14 protein-coding genes and 1 pseudogene are annotated in these 16,990 nt (G+C 71.3%); 5 read left to right on the top strand and 10 right to left on the bottom strand.

Annotated features, from left to right (window positions below; all coding sequences use genetic code 11):
* Window positions 1-12 precede the first annotated feature (12 nt).
* Genes O7601_RS02820 through O7601_RS02835 form a run of 4 tightly spaced genes read right to left on the bottom strand, consistent with a single transcriptional unit; the run spans window position 13 to window position 4,521 of the window.
* On the bottom strand, window positions 13-636 hold the full coding sequence (locus tag O7601_RS02820) for an ATP/GTP-binding protein (RefSeq protein WP_093403661.1): 624 nt from the start codon (window positions 634-636) through the stop codon (window positions 13-15).
* On the bottom strand, window positions 617-979 hold the full coding sequence (locus O7601_RS02825) for a DUF742 domain-containing protein (RefSeq protein WP_099849651.1): 363 nt from the start codon (window positions 977-979) through the stop codon (window positions 617-619). The genes O7601_RS02820 and O7601_RS02825 overlap by 20 nt, the downstream gene beginning before the upstream one ends.
* Window positions 980-1,021: 42 nt before the next feature.
* Complete coding sequence (locus O7601_RS02830; RefSeq protein ID WP_099849649.1) at window positions 1,022-1,429, bottom strand: roadblock/LC7 domain-containing protein; 408 nt, start codon at window positions 1,427-1,429, stop codon at window positions 1,022-1,024.
* Window positions 1,426-4,521 carry a sensor histidine kinase gene (locus tag O7601_RS02835; RefSeq protein ID WP_281564738.1) on the bottom strand — a complete coding sequence of 1,032 codons (3,096 nt, stop codon included), beginning with the start codon at window positions 4,519-4,521 and terminating at the stop codon, window positions 1,426-1,428. The genes O7601_RS02830 and O7601_RS02835 overlap by 4 nt, the downstream gene beginning before the upstream one ends.
* Before the next feature lie 445 nt (window positions 4,522-4,966).
* Here O7601_RS02835 and O7601_RS02840 point away from each other — a divergent pair, with 445 nt between their 5' ends.
* Window positions 4,967-6,148: an ABC transporter substrate-binding protein gene (locus O7601_RS02840; protein ID WP_281564739.1), complete on the top strand. Its 1,182-nt coding sequence runs from the start codon at window positions 4,967-4,969 to the stop codon at window positions 6,146-6,148.
* A gap of 16 nt (window positions 6,149-6,164) precedes the next feature.
* Here the strand turns inward: O7601_RS02840 and O7601_RS02845 are convergent, their stop codons facing one another.
* Together O7601_RS02845 and O7601_RS02850 are read right to left on the bottom strand one after the other, a co-directional pair.
* Window positions 6,165-7,025, bottom strand: coding sequence for an ABC transporter permease (locus O7601_RS02845; protein WP_281564740.1), 861 nt, complete (start codon window positions 7,023-7,025; stop codon window positions 6,165-6,167).
* 98 nt (window positions 7,026-7,123) lie between these two features.
* On the bottom strand, window positions 7,124-8,149 hold the full coding sequence (locus O7601_RS02850) for an ABC transporter substrate-binding protein (RefSeq protein ID WP_281564741.1): 1,026 nt from the start codon (window positions 8,147-8,149) through the stop codon (window positions 7,124-7,126).
* A 267-nt stretch (window positions 8,150-8,416) separates the two neighbouring features.
* On the opposite strand from O7601_RS02850, the gene O7601_RS02855 reads away from it, so the two are divergent.
* The 4 genes from O7601_RS02855 (at window position 8,417) to O7601_RS02870 (ending at window position 12,635) form a co-directional block, all read left to right on the top strand.
* Window positions 8,417-9,202: an ABC transporter ATP-binding protein gene (locus O7601_RS02855; RefSeq protein WP_281564742.1), complete on the top strand. Its 786-nt coding sequence runs from the start codon at window positions 8,417-8,419 to the stop codon at window positions 9,200-9,202.
* A 2-nt stretch (window positions 9,203-9,204) separates the two neighbouring features.
* Window positions 9,205-10,155, top strand: coding sequence for an LLM class F420-dependent oxidoreductase (locus O7601_RS02860; RefSeq protein WP_281564743.1), 951 nt, complete (start codon window positions 9,205-9,207; stop codon window positions 10,153-10,155).
* Entirely contained in the window at window positions 10,152-10,481 is a 330-nt protein-coding gene (locus O7601_RS02865; RefSeq protein WP_281564744.1) for a cupin, read from the top strand. Before O7601_RS02860 ends, O7601_RS02865 begins: the two co-directional genes overlap by 4 nt.
* Before the next feature lie 78 nt (window positions 10,482-10,559).
* Window positions 10,560-12,635: a hypothetical protein gene (locus tag O7601_RS02870; RefSeq protein ID WP_281564745.1), complete on the top strand. Its 2,076-nt coding sequence runs from the start codon at window positions 10,560-10,562 to the stop codon at window positions 12,633-12,635.
* A gap of 156 nt (window positions 12,636-12,791) precedes the next feature.
* Here O7601_RS02870 and thiC read toward each other — a convergent pair whose 3' ends face one another.
* The 4 genes and pseudogenes from thiC to O7601_RS02890 all read right to left on the bottom strand — a co-directional run bounded on the left by thiC (window position 12,792) and on the right by O7601_RS02890 (window position 16,988).
* Window positions 12,792-14,384 (bottom strand): phosphomethylpyrimidine synthase ThiC, encoded by a 1,593-nt coding sequence (gene thiC, locus O7601_RS02875; RefSeq protein ID WP_281564746.1) that lies wholly within the window; start codon window positions 14,382-14,384, stop codon window positions 12,792-12,794.
* A gap of 14 nt (window positions 14,385-14,398) precedes the next feature.
* Window positions 14,399-15,187, bottom strand: coding sequence for a bifunctional hydroxymethylpyrimidine kinase/phosphomethylpyrimidine kinase (thiD, locus tag O7601_RS02880; protein WP_281564747.1), 789 nt, complete (start codon window positions 15,185-15,187; stop codon window positions 14,399-14,401).
* Window positions 15,188-15,444: 257 nt separating this feature from the next.
* A pseudogene (locus O7601_RS02885) lies at window positions 15,445-16,137 on the bottom strand (thiamine phosphate synthase); the annotation flags it as partial.
* Window positions 16,138-16,202: 65 nt separating this feature from the next.
* Window positions 16,203-16,988 (bottom strand): thiazole synthase, encoded by a 786-nt coding sequence (locus O7601_RS02890; RefSeq protein ID WP_281564748.1) that lies wholly within the window; start codon window positions 16,986-16,988, stop codon window positions 16,203-16,205.
* Between the last annotated feature and the right edge of the window lie 2 nt (window positions 16,989-16,990).

The following is a 16,990-nucleotide window of genomic DNA, read 5'->3' on the forward strand; positions in this document are numbered from 1 at the left end:
TCGACACAGGGCCTAACCGACCGGGGTCGGGAAACCGCGGTCGTGCTCGGCCTGAAGTCGGGCCATGGCGTGCTCGACGACGGTCACCAGGACCCGTTTGACCGAGTCACGCTGCCGCGCGTCGGTCATCACCAACGGCACGTCCGGTGAGATGGCCAGGGCCTCGCGCACCTCGTCCAGTTCGTACTGCGGCGCGCCGTCGAACCGGTTGAGCGCGACCACGTACGGCAGGTTACGGTTCTCGAAGTAGTCCAGCGGGGCGAACGCGTCGGTGATCCGGCGGGTGTCCACCAGCACCGCAGCGCCCACCGCGCCTCGGATGATCTCGTCCCACATGAACCAGAACCGGGTCTGCCCAGGCGTACCGAAGAGGTACAGGATCAGATCCTGTGCCATGGTGATCCGGCCGAAGTCCATGGCGACCGTGGTGGTCTCCTTGCCCGGCACCTTGGACGGATCGTCGATGCCGACGCCGGCCGAGGTCATCACCGCCTCGGTGGTCAGCGGTGTGATCTCGGAGATCGCACCGACCAGCGTGGTCTTGCCAACACCGAAGCCACCCGCGACGACGATCTTCGCGGAGATGATTCCCCGGCTCTGGCGGGCCCCGGCGGGGTCATAGCTCGCGAAGTCCACTCAGCACCCTTCCCAGCATTTCCATCCGCTCCTCGTAACCTGTGGCGGGAGCGGCCGTCTGTAGCGTCAGCAGGCCCTCGGCCACCATGTCGGCGACCAGCACCCGGGCGACACCCAGCGGTAGCCGGGTGTACGCGGCGATTTCCGCCAGCGATTCGGGCCGGCCCTCGCAGACCATGGCGATGCGATGCTTGTCGTGCCCGGCGAAACGTGATTCGGCGATCTGGGTGGGACTGGCCACCAACACCGCCTCCAGGGCGATGTCCTGCAACGGCTCGGTCCGGCCCCGGGTGACCGCGTACGGCCGAACCAGCGCACCCCGTGGGTCACGCTGCCGATCCATCCGCGATCACCTCCCCTGCCTTCCGCCGGTCCGAAGCACCCGTTACGACCGCACCGCGTCCCGGGGCAGCGGCACCAGCGCCGCACCGACCCGTTCCACCAGCAGCGCCATCTCGTAGCCCACCTGGCCGACGTCGCAGCTACGCGCCGCGAGCACCGCCATCGACGACCCGTCACTGATGGACATCAGGAACAGGTAGCCACTGTCCATTTCGATTACTGTCTGCAACACCCCGCCAGCGCTGAACATCCGCGCGGCGCCCTCGGTCAGGCTCACCACGCCGGAGGTGATCGCGGCGAGCTGATCCGCCCGGTCCGTCGGCAGGTCCCGGGAGGAGGCGAGCAACAGCCCGTCCGCGGACACCGCCACCACGTGGGCGATGCCTGCCACGCTGTCGGCGAAGTTGCTGAGCAGCCAACCCATGTCCTGTATGGCCGCTGGCCTGTTCATCGGCTCGTCTCCTTGGTCGAGGTGCTGATCTGACTGGCGCCGGCCGTCCGACCACGTTGGACGCCACGGTGATACGCCGACAGCAGACCGCGTACTTCGTCGGGGGTCCGGCGGCCGTGCTCACGCCCGCCGCGAGGCTCGATGCCACCGGGCACGAGCTGTGCCTGGGGCACCCGCTTGGGCAACCCCGACCGGGTTTTACCGGAGGGGGTGGGCTCGGCCGCCTGGCTGGCCCGTGACCAGCCCTCGTCGGCCGCCGTGCGCCAGGCGTCATCCTCCGAGGGGCCGGTTTCGGGCCGGGTGGACGGCGGTGGCGTGGACGGCGGTGGCGGCGCGGGCGGGGTCGGCGGCGCGCTCGGCACCGGACCAGCCGTGCTGACGGACGAGGAAGTGTACGACGGTGGCGGCGCGGGTGTCGCGGCGGCGGCCGCGCCCGGCGTGCGCGTTGGCAACGGGCTGCGTCCCCTGCTCGGCTCGACAGGAGCCGCCGGTGGACTGGCGGCCGCCTGCGGAGCCGGCTCGTCGAACTGCGGCCGGCTGAAGATCGTGGTGACGTCGTTGCCGTGCGACCGGAACCAGACGGCCTCCATCTCCCGGAAGATCGGCGCCTCGGAGGACTGCTCGGGTGGCACGGTGATCGGCCGCGTCGGGGGCGGTGCGGTGGCGGCCAGGCTGGCGCCCAGCCCACGGAATCCGGAGCCGTCGAAGTCGCCGCCGCCGGGCTGCTGACCGGCGGCCGGGGCGAATCCCGCCGACGTGGTGCCGCCCGCACCCGCGACCGGTCCCACCGGCAGGCCGGGTTGAGCATGCTGCCCGTGGTCACCGGCACCTCGGTGCGGTAGCGGATCAAGGGTGGGCTGCGCGACCGTCGGCGTACCCGCGTTGAATCCGTTGAACGCCGGCGGCGGCGTACGGGTCGGCGGCGGGTCGGCGGGGGCGGTCTGCGTACCCGGCCAGGGCGTGCCGGAGTCGGTGCCGTTGTGCCACCGGTCGACAAGGGTTGCGGTGTTGCCGCGCCCCGTGACGCCCGCCGGGTCGCCGCCACCGACCGACGCGAGCGGGGTCTGCTCGACCGCGAGCGGCTGCCGGGGTCGGATGATCGCCTGGTCGCGACCACGCAGGCTGGGCAGCACCACGGTGGCGGCGGGCAGGGTGATCTGCGCGACGGTGCCGCCCTCGACGTTACGCCGCAGCTCGACCCGGATGCCGTAGCGGGACGCCAGCCGGCTGACCACCGCCAGACCCATCAGGCGGAACGCCGCCACGTCGACGGCGGAAGGTGCGGCGAGCCGCCGGTTGAGTGAGTCCAGCTGCTCGTCGGAGAGGCCGAGACCGCGGTCCTCGATCTGAATGAGCACGTAGTCCCGGATCCGCCGCCCGTCGGCCACCACCGTGGTGTTGGGCGGCGAGAAACGGGTGGCGTTGTCGAGCAGCTCGGCCACCAGCCGCACCACGTCGTTGACCGCGTGGGCCGCCACGGACACGTCGGTGTCGACCGTGCCGAACTCGATCCGGTTGTAGAGCTCCACCTCGGACTGTGCCGCCCGCAGCACGTCCACCAGCAGGGCGTCGTCGCGGCGCGGTACGGCCGAGTCCGCCCCGGCCAGCACGAGCAGGTTCTCGTCGTTGCGGCGCATCCGGGTGGCGAGGTGGTCGAGCTCGAAGAGCTGTGCAAGCCGCTTCGGATCCTCCTCGCCGCGCTCGATCGCGTCCAGCTCGCCGATCATGCGGTCGACCAGGGTCTGACTGCGTCGGGCCAGGTTCAGGAACATCGCGGAGACGCTGGTCCGCAGGGCCGCCTGTTCGGCCGCGACCCGGACCGCCTCCCGGTGGACCACGTTGAAGGCCGAGGCGACCTGCCCCACCTCGTCGCGGTTGCTGAGCTGGATCGGGTCGCGTACCTCGCGGACGATCTCGTCGACGCTGCCGTCGCTGACGTTGCCCATCCCCTGTAGCCGACGCACCGCCTCCGGCAGGTCGTGGTTCGCCACGGAGAGGGCGCCCTCCCGCAGCCGACGCAGCGAGTGGTTCAGCGAGCGGGCCAGCACCACGGCCAGGGTCACCGCGATGATCAGGGTGAGCAGCACCAGCGTGGTCTCCACGACGGCCTGCCGGATGACGTCGGAGCGGGCCTGCTCCGCCTGGGCGAGCAGGCGGTTCTGCAGCTCGATCTCGGCCCACCGCATCAGCTCGTTGACCGCGCCGATCGCCGCCGTGGCTTCCTGCGCGGTGAACGGCGCACGCTGGTTGACCGACCGGCTGATGTCGGTCGCGATCCGGTCGGCCAGCACCACCGCGTCACCGGACACGGTGCTCTCGACCAGTGCACGCTGCACCGGATCGGCCGCGAGCGAGAAGGCCACCAGCGCCTCCTGCTGCCCGGTGAGGGTGGCCACGAAGGCGGAGAACTGCTCATTGTCCAGTCGGCCACCAGTGAGTGCCGTGAAGGTGACCGCCTCCTCCTCGGCGACGGCCGCCTTCGCCCGGGCGAAGGCGGCGACCGCCCGGCGGCTGTCACCGAGTTCCTCGTCGCCGGGCAACTGGGCCAGCCCGTCGCCGTAGGCGACCAGGTCGTCGAGGACCACCCCGTAGCGCAGCGCCGCCTCGGCTACCTCCATCTGCTCGCGGGCGAGCACCTCCTGGCGGGTGCCGTCGAGGGTGTCCAGGTGCGCGTCGATGGCCGCGAGCCGGTCGCGGACCGCCGCGGGCGCATCGCCGACCCGAGCCCGCTCCGCGCGGTACTCGTCGATTCGCTGCTGGGTCTCGCGGACCCGCAGGTTGTACGCGTCGGCCCGCTGTTGCGGTGCGGCGAGGTAGGCCGCCGCCGCCATTCGTTCGGCGTGCAGGTCGTTGGTCAGCGCGGAGACGTCGATGGACAGCGCCGTGAGTGCGCGGGACTGACTCGCGTCGTAGGCGCCCTCACCGACGGAAACCAGGCGAACCGTGGCCAGCGCGATGACCGCCGCCACGGGCACGACCAGGATCAGCGCCAGCTTGGACCGGATCCGGGCGTCACGCAGCCGGGGCAGCCAACCGCCGTCTTTCTGCGCGGCGTCACCACGGGCGGGCAGGGTCGTCGGTCCGGTGCTCACGACATCGCCTCCGTCGATTTCTTCCCGCCATGACCGCCGACCCGTGCGCGGAGCGACGGCCGGCGCCACGCGCGGCACGGCCGCGATTTCATCAGACGAGATCGTGTTTGGGAAGCCGCAGGAGGGCAGGAAACGGTCGGACGGCACGCAACCCGTGATCCGGTCAACTAATACCTACATTTCCACAGCGCCCCTGAACAGGGCATGTAACTCCAGAGTGGCCATATGACTCGCCACAGTGAGCATTTGAAAACATCTGGTTACACCAACATGTGGGATCGGTGTCCCGAAACGCCTTCGCTGGCCCGCTTGACCACAGCGCCCGGCATTGGCAAGGTTTTGCAGGCTTCGCGCACACGGTACGGCAGAGCCGTCTCATTATCCACAGAGGACGGATGAGCCGCCGGTGACCGGGCCCCGCCCGTGCCGCATCAGGAGGACCGAGTTGACCCCCTTCCGCTCCACGACCGCCACGGCGCTCGTGTCGACCCTGCTCGCCACCACCCTCGCCGGCTGTCAGTTCGGCGCAGAGGCACAGGACACGAGCCCGATTGTGATCGCCGCCGACCTGGAACTGTCCGGTGCTGCGGCCGGGGTCGGCAAGGCGTACCGGCAGGCCCTGGAACTGAAGCGCGATCAGTTGAACGCCTCGGGAGCACTCAACGGCCGTACGGTCGAACTATTGTTGAAGGACAACCGCTCCGACGCCAGTGAGTCACTGCGGAACATCGTCGACTTCAGCAACGACAAGCGGGTCACCGCCATCGTCATGGGCGGCTGCAACGAATGTGCGGTCGGTGCGGTGCGTACGGTCAATGAGAACCGGATGCCGACCATCGCGCTCGCGGCGGCCGGCGCCGTGGTGAACCCGGTAGCGGAACGCCGTTACATGTTCAAACTGGCCCCCAACGCCGACGACAACGCGGCGGCGCTCACCGTCGAACTGCGCCGCCGCAACATCGACACGGTCGGCCTCCTGCGCAGCGACGACGCCTACGGCCAGGAGGGCGCCACCGCCCTGCGTCGCGAGTTCGGCAAGGTCGGCATCCAGGTGCTGGCCGAGGCGTCCGCCCGCGGCACCGACACGGAGTTGGACGGGCAGGCCGGCAGGTTGGCCGCGGCCGACCCCGACGCCGTGGTCATCTGGACCCCGCCGGAGCAGGCGATGCTCGCCTCCAGTGCGGTCAAGCGGGCCGACTACACCGGCTCCCTGTTCTTCGACGCCTCCGCTGCGGGCGACCTGTTCCTCGGCTCGGCCGCGAGGTCGGCGGAACGGGCCACCCTGGTATTCACCCAGACGATGGTGATCGATGACGTCATCGCGACCACCCCGGCGAAGGCCGCGCGCCGTCAGTGGTTCCAGGACTACACCGCCCGGTACGGCGGCTACCACGGCTCCGCCTCGTTCGCCGCGGACGCGATCCAGCTGATCGCCGACGCGGAGTTGCGGGCCGGCGGACCGAGCGGCGAGGTCGACCGGGACCGCCTCCGCGACGTGCTGGAGACGTCCCAGATGGATGGTCTGTCCGGTCCGATCCGGATGACGCCGGACAACCACTCCGGGCTGATGCCCCAGGCGCTGACGACTCTGATCGCCCGCAACGGCCGCTGGCGCCTGGCGAGCTGAGGGGAGTCGGGGCCGGTCAGCGGCTGGAGGTGGTTTCCCGCAGCCAGGGCAGGCTGCGCCGCTCGACGAGAACCAGCGCGGCGTAGAGCAGGATGCTGACCAGGGCGACGAGGATGATCGCGGCCCAGGCGGTGGCGGTGTCACCGATGCCGGCGTACTGCTGGATCACGTAGCCGAGGCCCCCCTCACCGGCCTGGAACTCACCGATCACCGCACCGATCGCGGCCAGCGGCATGGCGACCTTCAGCCCCACGAAGATCTGTGGGAGCGCGGCCGGAAAGCGGACCTTGCGGAACGTCTGCCAACGGGAGGCGTTCCAGGATCGGGCCAGTTCGGCCAGTTCGGCCGGCGTGGTGGTCAGACCGGTGGCGGTGGACAGCACGATCGGGAAGAAGCAGAGCAGGAAGACCATCGTGAGGATCGGCTTCTGACCCCAACCGAGCGCCACCACCAGCAGCGGGCCCAGGGTGATCTTCGGCACGGCGTTGACCGCGACCAGCAGCGGGGTGAACATCCGCTCGACCGTCCGGGAGGCCGCCAGCGCCAGACCGATCAGCACCCCGGCCACCGCGGAGAGGGCGAAACCGAGCAGGATCTCACCGGTGGTGGCGACGGTGTGTTCCAGCAGCCGGGCTGGCCGGTCGGAGAACGCCGTGAGCACGTCACCGGGCGGCGGCAGGGCGGCCGGGTGGATCAGCTCCAGCCGGGCCACCAGCCACCAGAGACCGAACGCGACCAGCAGCCCAGCGGCCGGTAGCAGGGTGGCCGTCGTACCCGAGCGCAGGCCGCCCGCTCGCCACCGTCGGCCCTGCGGTTCGGCCGGGGACTGCTCGGGGGTGAGCGTCGCCTCCGGCTGCCGTGGACGGACGTCGGTCATCGGTTCCTCCTGCGGGTTCGGCGCGTGCTGGGGAGCGGGGAGCAGAGCACGCCGCACCGGCGACGCGGTGCGGCGTACTCCGTGCGGTACCGAGCGGCTCAGGCCTTCGGCGCCAGGTTGAAGTCGATGATCTGGTCGGGGGTGAGGTCCGACTTCAGGGCGCCGGCACCGCGCAGGATCGCGATGCTCTTGGCGACCCGGCCGCTGTCCAGCGTGCCCAGCGCGGTGCCGGAGTTGCTGGAGCGGACGTAGCCGGCCATCAGCTGCAGCTCCGCGGCGGCAGCGGCGGGCACGACCGCCTCGGCGTTCTTGGCCAGGATCTCGGCCGCTTCCTGCGGGTTGGCCAGGGCGTACTCCAGGCCCTTGAGCAGCGCCTCGGTGAACCGCTTGACCTGCTCCGGCTTCTCGCTGGCGTACTGCTTGGAGGTGATCAGCACGTTGCCGTAGAGGTCCTGCATCACGTTGCTGTAGGGCAGCAGGACGGCCTTCTTCTTGGTGACCGCCTCGATGGTCGGCTGGCCGACCACGAACTGTCCGATGCCGTCTACGGAACCGGAGGCCAGCGTGCCCATCAGGGTCTGCGCCTCGCCGTTGACCCACTTCACCTTGGTGTAGTCGATGCCGGCCATCCGCGCGTACGTCGGGAAGAGGTTGCGGACCACCGAGCCGGGGGTGTCGGCGAGAGTCTTGCCCTCCAGGTCCTTCGGGGTGGTGATGCCCTTGTCGTCGACGGTGGCGATGGCCGCCATGGTGCGCTGCTGGATGGCGGCCACCGCGACGAAGTCCTTGGCGTCACCGTTGCCGAGCTGGAGCAGCCCACCGGTCAGGTCGATCGGGCCGAACTGCGCCTGACCACCGACGACCGTCTGGATCACGGCGCCGGTGCCCTGCCCCGGCTTGATCTCGACGTCGAAGCCGGCGTCCTTGAAGTAGCCCTTCTCCTTGGCCACCCAGGCGTAGGAGTCGCGCCCGAAGTTGCCGAACGAGGTGAGGTAGGTCACCTGCTCCAGGGACGATCCGACGTCGTTGCCGTCAGCGTCGTCCGAGCCGCTGCTGCACGCGGAGACCAGGGCGAGCGCGGAGGCCATCGTGGCCGCGGCGACCGTACGGGTCAGCCTTCTCATCAGTGCACCTTGTCCTTTCCAACCGGGGCGTCGGGCCGCCGGAAGGGAGTTGTCGGGGCGGCACCGGCAGCCGGATGGAAGCCGACACCGCGTATCGAGGGGGACTCTCGCGGGCACAGCGTACGAGAACCCCACCTTTGCGACGCCAGGCGTACCGGGTTGCGGAACGGATACAAAGTGATGTCCACCCCGGACGGTGCGATACGGGACCCAGGCCGGTAGCCTTTGCCGGTTCCTGACTTTCCACTCAGGGGAGGCCCGTCGGCGATGATCCGACTCTCCGAGGTGTCGCGCACCTTCGACGGCCGCGCCGGTCGGGTCGAGGCGTTGCGGGGCATCGACCTTGACGTTGCCGAGGGTGAGTTCGTCGCGGTGCTCGGCCGCTCCGGTTGCGGCAAGTCCACTTTGCTGCGGCTGATCTCCGGTCTGATCCCGGTCACCTCCGGTGCGGTCACCGTCGCCGGCAAGCCGGTCACCGGACCGCGCCGGGACATCGCCATGCTGTTCCAGCGGCCGGCCCTGCTGCCGTGGCGGACCGTGCTGGACAACGTCCTGCTGCCGGTGGAGGTCTTCGGCTGGAAGCGGGCCGCACACCGTGACCGGGCCCGGGACCTGCTCGACGTGGCCGGGTTGTCCGGCTTCGAGAAGCGGCTGCCGCACGAGCTGTCCGGCGGCATGCAGCAGCGGGTCTCGCTGTGCCGGTCATTGATCGGCGAACCCCGGGTCATGCTGATGGACGAACCCTTCTCCGCGCTCGACGCGCTCACCCGCGAGGAACTCGCCGGCGAACTTCAGCGGGTGCACATGCGCAGCGGCGCGACGGTGGTCTTCGTCACCCACTCCATCGACGAGGCGGTGCTGCTCGCCGACCGGGTGGTGGTGCTCAGCCCGCGCCCCGGCCGCGTCCGCAAGGTCGTCGAGGTGACTATTCCCCGCCCTCGCACCCTGGGCCGTAACGCCCACCTGGCCGAGGTCGCCGAGGTCAGTGCCGACCTGCACGAACTACTGATGGAGCGCGACCAGCCAGCGGCGGCCGGTACGGAGGGACGATAAGCATGCGGGTGGCCGTCTTCACGGAGCCGCACCGGGGTGCCAGCTACGACGATCAGCTCCGCTTCGCCCGGCTCGCCGAGCAGGGCGGCTTCGACGCCTTCCTCCGGGCCGACCACTACCAGTCCATGGGGGACGAACCCGCCCTACCCGGCCCGACCGACGCCTGGCTGACCCTGGCGGCGCTCGCCCGGGAGACCAGCCGGATCCGGCTGGGCACGTTGGTCACCTCGGCGACGTTCCGGCTACCCGGTCCGCTGGCGGTGATGGTGGCCCAGGTCGACCAGATGAGTGGTGGGCGGGTCGAGTTGGGCATCGGCGCCGGTTGGTACGCGCGGGAGCACGTCTCGTACGGCATCCCGTTTCCCAGCACCAACGAACGCTTCGACCGCCTCGCCGAACAGCTCGAAGTGATCACCGGCCTCTGGCGCACCCCGTCCGGCGGGACTTTCAGCTACGTCGGCGACCACTACCGGCTCACCGAATCACCGGCCCTGCCCAAACCGGTGCAGACCCCCGGCCCTCCGGTGATCGTCGGAGGCCGGGGCCCCAAGCGCACCCCGGAGCTCGCCGCCCGGTACGCCGACGAGTTCAACATCCCCTTCACCAGCGTCGAACAGGCCCGCGAGGCGTACGAGCGGGTCCAGGAGGCCAGTCAGCGGATCGACCGCCCCGGCACCGGGCGTCGGCCGTTGACGCTCTCCGCCGGCATCGTGGTGGCGATCGGGCGTACCGACAGCGAGGCTCGCCGGCGAGCGGCCCCGCTGCACGTCAAGAGTGCTCTACCGCCCGAGGACCCGGTGGTCGGCTCACCGCAGCAACTGGTCGATCGGATCGGCGAGTTCGCGGCGATCGGCGCCACCCGGGTACATCTACGCCTGATCGATCTCACCGACCTGGACCACCTGGAACTGATCGCTGCCGAGGTGCTCCCCCGACTGGACGGAACCCGATGACCGAGACACCACCCGACGTTGCCGCGCCGGACGCCGAGCCGACGCTCGGTCCGGTCGGGCAGGAGATCGTCTTCGAGAACGACCGGGTCCGGGTCTGGCACATCCGGCTGGAGCCCGGTGAGGGTCAGCCGTTGCACCGCCATGAACACCCCTATCTCGTGGTGGCCGTCCAGGGCGCCAAGAACGTCGTGCAGACGATCGACGGTGCGCGGATCGACGCCGACGAGCCGACCGGCGGGGTGGTCTATCGCGATCCGGGCGCCGTGCATATGCTCACCAACGTCGGCGACACGACATACCTGGCCCGGCTGGTCGAGCTCAAGTAGACCCGCCGCGAGCAGGTCGTACGTTCGTCCACGGCGTGCCGGTGGCGATCGGTGGCGACGGACCGTAACGTGCCGGTCATGGCCCATCGGACATCGAGCCGACTACTGTTCACCGCGTTCGGCGTCAGCCTGCTGGCCGGCGCCGGTCAGCTCGGCCTCGCCTTCGGCTTCGGCATCGTCCGACTCACCGGAAGCTTCACCGGCGCGAGCATCAACCAGTGGCCAGCTCAGCTCGTCTGGGCCGGCTGGTTCGCCACGAACGCCGCCGTGATCGGTGCCGTGCTCACCGAGCGCCTGGCCCGCCACGGCGGGCAGCTCACCGGCGCCCCACGGCAACTGGCCGTGGCGGGCAGCGCCGCGCTGGGCGCCACGGTCGTGGCGCCGCTGTGCATGCAGCCGGCCCGTAACGCCGAGCTCATCTCGGTCGATCCGGTCTGGGCCGTGGCCATCTGTGCCGGACTCGGCGCGGTGGTCGGTGCCGGTGCCGCGCTGGCCGTGCTGGTCCGGCCGCCCTTCGCCTGGAACATGGCAGCGGTGGCCGCAGCGGTCTGGCTACTGGCGTTACTGTCCGTGCTGCCGTCGCTGGGAGCGAGCGGCCCGCTGACCCCGGTGCGCCTCGGCGTGCTGGAGCCGGCCTGGCTCGCCGCCGGCACCGCACAGCAACTGGCGCTGCTGATCCTGCCGATGGTCACCCTGCTGGCCGGCGCGGCGACCGCGGCGGCGGCCCGGTGGCGAGGACATCCTCCGCTGGTCAGTGGGCCCAGCGGGGTCGCCGGACCGGTGCTGGTGGCGTTCGCCTATCTGGCCGCCGGCCCGGGTGACACGGGCGACCGGTACCAGTTGACCCCCTACTACGCGGCGCTGATCGCGGTGCTGGTCGGCGCGCTCGGTTCGGCTGCGGCAGCCCTACTGCCCTGGCCGCTCACCGGCCGGCTCACCCACCGGGCGGCCACGCCCACCAGCGGGGAGGCCACGCCCACCAGCGGGACCGTCATCGAGCCGACCGCCATCCTCCAACCGTTGCCGTCGCCCCCAACGCTTGCCACGTCGACCGGGGACTCGACCGGCGCGACGCCCACCTCGACGCACCCGGTCACCGTCGACAGCGGCACCGAGCCCGACCACCTGACCGGTGGTAACCGCCCCGACGACGGTTTTCGGGCCGCCGCCTCCGACGGCTCACCGCCGCACTGGCACTGGCCGGTCGCACACACCGATCCGTCCGCCGCCGCGACCACGTCCGTAGCCGGCGACGCGGCTGTCCCCGGCCAGGCCGTCGCCGTCACCGCATCACCGGCAGCCGCGCCGACCGACGGCGACGGCGACGGCGACGGCGAACGGTCCCGGGACGACGTACGCACCGACGACGCGGCACGCTCCGTCGACAGCGAAGACAGCGGCGAGCGGAGCGAGCGGGAGCCGGATCGCGAAGCGGGGGTGCGGGAGACGGCCGGGCAGTCCGAGGCGGCCACCGACCCGGCCCCGGTGGGCGACGGCAGCGACCTGCCCCGGCCGGCACCGGCCACGGCGGAGGCCGATGCCCCGGCTGTTCCCACCGGGAAGACTCCGACGCCCCGCCGCGCCCGCACCCCCCGCACGCCGGCCCTCTCAGCGGACCCGCCGACCACGACAGCGATGGCACCGCCGGCCCCGGCCCCGGCCCCGGCCCCGGCCCCGGCCCCGGCCCCGGCGGATGGTGCCGGAGACCCGGCGGCGGAGGTGTCACCCGAGGCGGCACCGCAGCCTCGGCAACGACTCGCGCTGCCCGACCTCGGTCGCACGCCGGCCGAGCCCGCTACGCCCGAATCATCCGGCATCACCGCGGCTCTGCCGGAGACCCCGGAGGTCTCCATCGAGCCGGCGGCCACCGCCCGTGACCTTACGGCCGCCTTCACGAAGCCGCCTGCGGCCCGGGCCGAGGACGTCCAGCCGGACGGCGAAGCGGAGAAGAGCCGACGTGGGCTGTTCCGACGCGGCAGGTCCCGGTCCACCGAGAATGCCGCGACCGAGCAGGACGAACCGCTGCCCGCTCAGGACGAGGAGTACGTCGACTGGGTCGCCGGGCTCAGCCGGCCGTTGGACGACGACGAGCCCACGCCGCCGAAGGGACCACGCCGCTCCCTGCGTTCGACGGGGCGGCACCACCGACGCTGAGGCACCCGCCCGCGCACCCGGATCCGCCGGTCCCGAGCGGCGTGTTCACCTTCAGTGACCGTCAGAGAGCGGTAGGGGCGCTCCAGGTCTGGGTGACATGATCATGTCACCCAGACCTGGAGCACTGGCGTCTCGCCCGTTCGCCGCCCGGAGCGGTCAGGCCAGCGGCAGGTAGACCCGTCCGCCGGAGGCGACAAACTCGTCGGACTTGTCCTGCATGCCGCGGGCGGCGTACTCCTTCAGATCCTGGGTGATCTTCATGGAGCAGAACTTCGGCCCGCACATCGAGCAGAAATGTGCGGTCTTCGCCGGCTCGGCGGGCAGCGTCGCGTCGTGGTACGACCGCGCGGTGTCCGGGTCCAGCGAGAGGTTGAACTGGTCCTCCCAACGGAACTCGAACCGCGCCTTCGACAACGCGTCGTCCCAGGCCTGCGCCCCCGGATGTCCCTTCGCCAGGTCCGCCGCGTGCGCCGCGATCTTGTACGCGATCACCCCGGCCTTCACGTCGTCCCGGTCGGGCAGTCCGAGGTGCTCCTTGGGCGTGACGTAACAGAGCATCGCGGTGCCGAACATGCCGATCATCGCCGCCCCGATGGCCGAGGTGATGTGGTCGTACGCGGGCGCGATGTCGGTGGTCAGTGGACCGAGCGTGTAGAAGGGCGCCTCGTGGCACCACTCCTGCTGGAGATCGACATTCTCCTTGATCTTGTGCATCGGCACGTGCCCCGGACCCTCGATCATCACCTGGACGTCGTACTCCCAGGCGACCCTCGTCAGCTCGCCGAGCGTCCGCAGCTCAGCGAACTGTGCCTCGTCGTTGGCGTCCGCGATCGAGCCGGGCCGCAGGCCGTCACCGAGGGAGAACGTCACGTCGTAGCGGGCCAGGATCTCGCACAGCTCCCGGAAGTTGGTGTAGAGGAAGTTCTCCTCGTGGTGCGCCAGGCACCACGCCGCCATGATCGAGCCGCCCCGCGAGACGATGCCGGTCACCCGGTCCACCGCCAGCGGCACGTACGGCAGCAGCACCCCGGCGTGCACCGTCATGTAGTCCACGCCCTGTTCGGCCTGCTCGATCACGGTGTCCCGGAACACCTCCCAGCTCAGCTGCACCGGGTCACCGCCGACCTTCTCCAGCGCCTGGTAGATCGGCACCGTGCCGATCGGCACCGGGGAGTTGCGCACGATCGCCTCGCGCGTCTCGTGGATCCGCTTGCCGGTGGACAGGTCCATCACCGTGTCCGCACCCCACCGGGTGGCCCAGGTGAGCTTCTCCACCTCCTCGGCCACCGACGAGGTCACCGCCGAGGTGCCGATGTTCGCGTTGACCTTGACCAGGAACGCCTTGCCGATGATCGCCGGCTCGCACTCCGGATGGTTGATGTTGAGCGGCAACACGGCCCGCCCCGCCGCGATCTCGTCCCGGACGAACTCCGGCGCCAACCCCTCGCGGATCGCCACGAACTCCATCTCCGGTGTGACGACACCGGCACGGGCGTACGCGAGCTGCGTCGGCCGCTTGCCGTCCGAGCCGGCCAGTGGGGTTCCGGCACCACGTACCGGCGCCACGTCGGCCCGTTCGGCGATCCACGGTCCCCGCAACGGCGGCAGCCCGACCTCCGGATCCGAGCCTGGTCCGGAGGTGTCGTAGAGCCGCACCGGTGGGTTGTCCCCGGTCAGCTTCACCTCCGCGAACGGCACCCGGACGTCCGGCCGTGATCCCTCGACGTACACCTTGCGACGTGCCTGCATGACAGCCTCCCTGATCAGGCGGACCAACCGAAGTGGTCCATCGGTCCACGGCCCGCGCCCAGCTCCCAGTCCCGAGCGCCGGTCAGCGCCCGGGTCACGTACTCCTTGGCCGTCCGGACCGCCACCGGCACCGGATCGCCCAGCGCCAGCCGCACCGTCACGGCCGCGGAGAACGAGCAACCGGTGCCGTGGGTGTGCCGGGTCGGCACCCTCGGGGCGCGCAGCACCGTCGTCCCATCCGGGCCGTGCAGCACGTCCACCGCCTCCGCACCGGCGTCCACGTCGCCGCCGGTGACGATCACCCATTCCGGTCCACCGGCCGCCAGGGCCCGCGCCGCCGTGGTCATCTCCGCCACGTCGGTCACCGCCGCCCCGGTCAGCGCGGCGGCCTCCGCGCTGTTCGGGGTGGCCACCCGGGCGTACGGCAGCAACCGCTCCACCGCCTCCGCCACGCCGAGCCGGTGCCCGCTGGTGGCCACCAGCACCGGGTCGACGACCAGCTGCGGTAGCCGGCCGGCCGCCGCCGCGTCCGCGATCGCGGCCGCCACGGCCGGGGTGCCCAGCATCCCGGTCTTCACCGCCCGCACCGCGAAGTCCGACAGCACGCTGTCGAGCTGGTCGGTGACCAGTTGCGGGGGCAGCGGGAGTACCGCGTCCACACCCCGGGTGTTCTGCGCGGTGACCGCCGTCAGCACGCTCGTGCCGTACGCGCCGAGGGCGGCGAAGACCTTCAGGTCGGCCTGGATGCCGGCACCGCCACCGGAGTCGGAACCGGCGACGGTCAGCACGGTGGTTGGGGTCACGGCAGTTCCTCTTGGGCTGGGGTTGTCTTGTGGTTGCGGTCGGGGGCTGCGGCCGACCGTGCCCACTCCGGGCGATCAGGCTTGATCCCTGCGTGGGCACGGTCGGCCGCAGCCCCGTCGTGGTCATCCCCCGCCGGAACGTGCCGGCTTGGGGGGCTCAGGGTCGTCCGGGCGTGCTGCGCCGGGGGCTCCGGTCCCGTCGTGGGCGGGTCCACCGGGACGTGCCTGCTTGAGGGGGTCGGCGGGGCTGTGGCGTGGAAGGCGGCGATCAGGGCGGCTGCGGTCTGTTCTGGTTCGTGGGCGCGCATGATGGCGCCGAGGACCGCTACACCGCAGGCACCGGCCTGGACGCAGGCGTGTACCTGGGCGGGGGTCTCGATGCCGCCGAGGGCCAGCGCCGGCACCGGGCTCCGCCTGATCAGCTCGGCCAGCCCTGCGGGAAGCAGGGGTGGGCCGTAGCCGGGCTTGGTCCGGGTGGGGAAGACCGGCGAGAGGGTGACGTAGTCCTCGGTGGTGAGGCGGCGTAGTTCCGCCGTGTCGTGACAGGAGCGGCCGATCAGGTCGGCGGCGGGCGGCGGGTAGGGGCCGGCCGCCGACAGGTGCAGCGCGACCGGCGACCGGCTGGCTCCGGCAGCACCGGCCCGGATGCCGGGACAAGCATCGGTGATGTCGGCCCCGGGCGCGTCGACGGTGACGCCGAGCGCACGGCGGTCGGGGTCGCCGTGGTCGGTCAGCGGGTCGGGACCGGAGATGATCAGAGTCCCGCCCGCCTCGGTCAGGATCGGCCGCAGCTCGGCGACGAGGGCGAGGCGTTCGGCACGCGGCAGATCCTTCTCCCGCAGCACCACCCACCGCACTCCCCCGGCCACGGCCGCCGCCACCACCCGAACCAGGCCACCGCGAGCCACCCGCCGATCCGTAAGCAACACGATCCCCGAAGGAATCCGGATCTTGGTACGAACCGGCCCCTGGAGGGGCAGATTCGTACCAAGGTCCACGGAATCGGATTGGACTGTCACAGGTCGGGGCGGCCTTCGTCGGGAGTGGAGGCGAGGGCGTGAAAGCGGTGCGGGATGCGGCCGGCGCCATGGGCGAGGCGGCCGGCGGCGATCGCGTACCGCATCGCGGTGGCCATCGCCACCGGGTCCGCGGCCCGGGTCACCGCGCTCGCCAGCAACACCGCGTCACAGCCCAACTCCATGGCCAGCGCCGCGTCGGAGGCGGTGCCGATCCCCGCGTCCAGGATCACCGGCACGGCCACGTCCTGCCGGATGAGCCGGATGTGGTGCGGATTGTTGATCCCCAGGCCGGAGCCGATCGGCGCGCCGGCTGGCATCACCGCCGCGCAACCGACGTCAGCCAGACGCCGTGCCAGCACCGGGTCGTCGGAGGTGTACGGCAGCACGGTGAACCCGTCCTCGACCAGTTCCTCGGCGGCGCGGAGCAGTTCCACCCCGTCGGGCAGCAGCGTCCGCTCGTCGCCGATCACCTCCAGCTTCACCCAGTCGGTTTCGAACGCGTCCCGGGCCAGCCGGGCCACCTTCACCGCCTCGCCCGCCGTGTAGCAGCCCGCGGTGTTGGGCAACAGCCGCACACCGCACCGATCGAGCAGGTCCAACAGGCCACCCGAGCCGCCGGGCACCGTTTCCACCCGGCGCAGCGCCAGGGTGACCAACTCGGTGCCGGACGCCCGGATCGCCTGCTCCAGCACGTGCAGGTTGGCCGCCCCGCCGGTACCGAGGATCAGCCGGGAGGTGAACCGGACGCCGCCCAACTCGAAGGCGCTCGACTCGTGGTCCATCC

This window comes from Verrucosispora sp. WMMD573 (genome assembly GCF_027497175.1).
Classification (GTDB): domain Bacteria; phylum Actinomycetota; class Actinomycetes; order Mycobacteriales; family Micromonosporaceae; genus Micromonospora.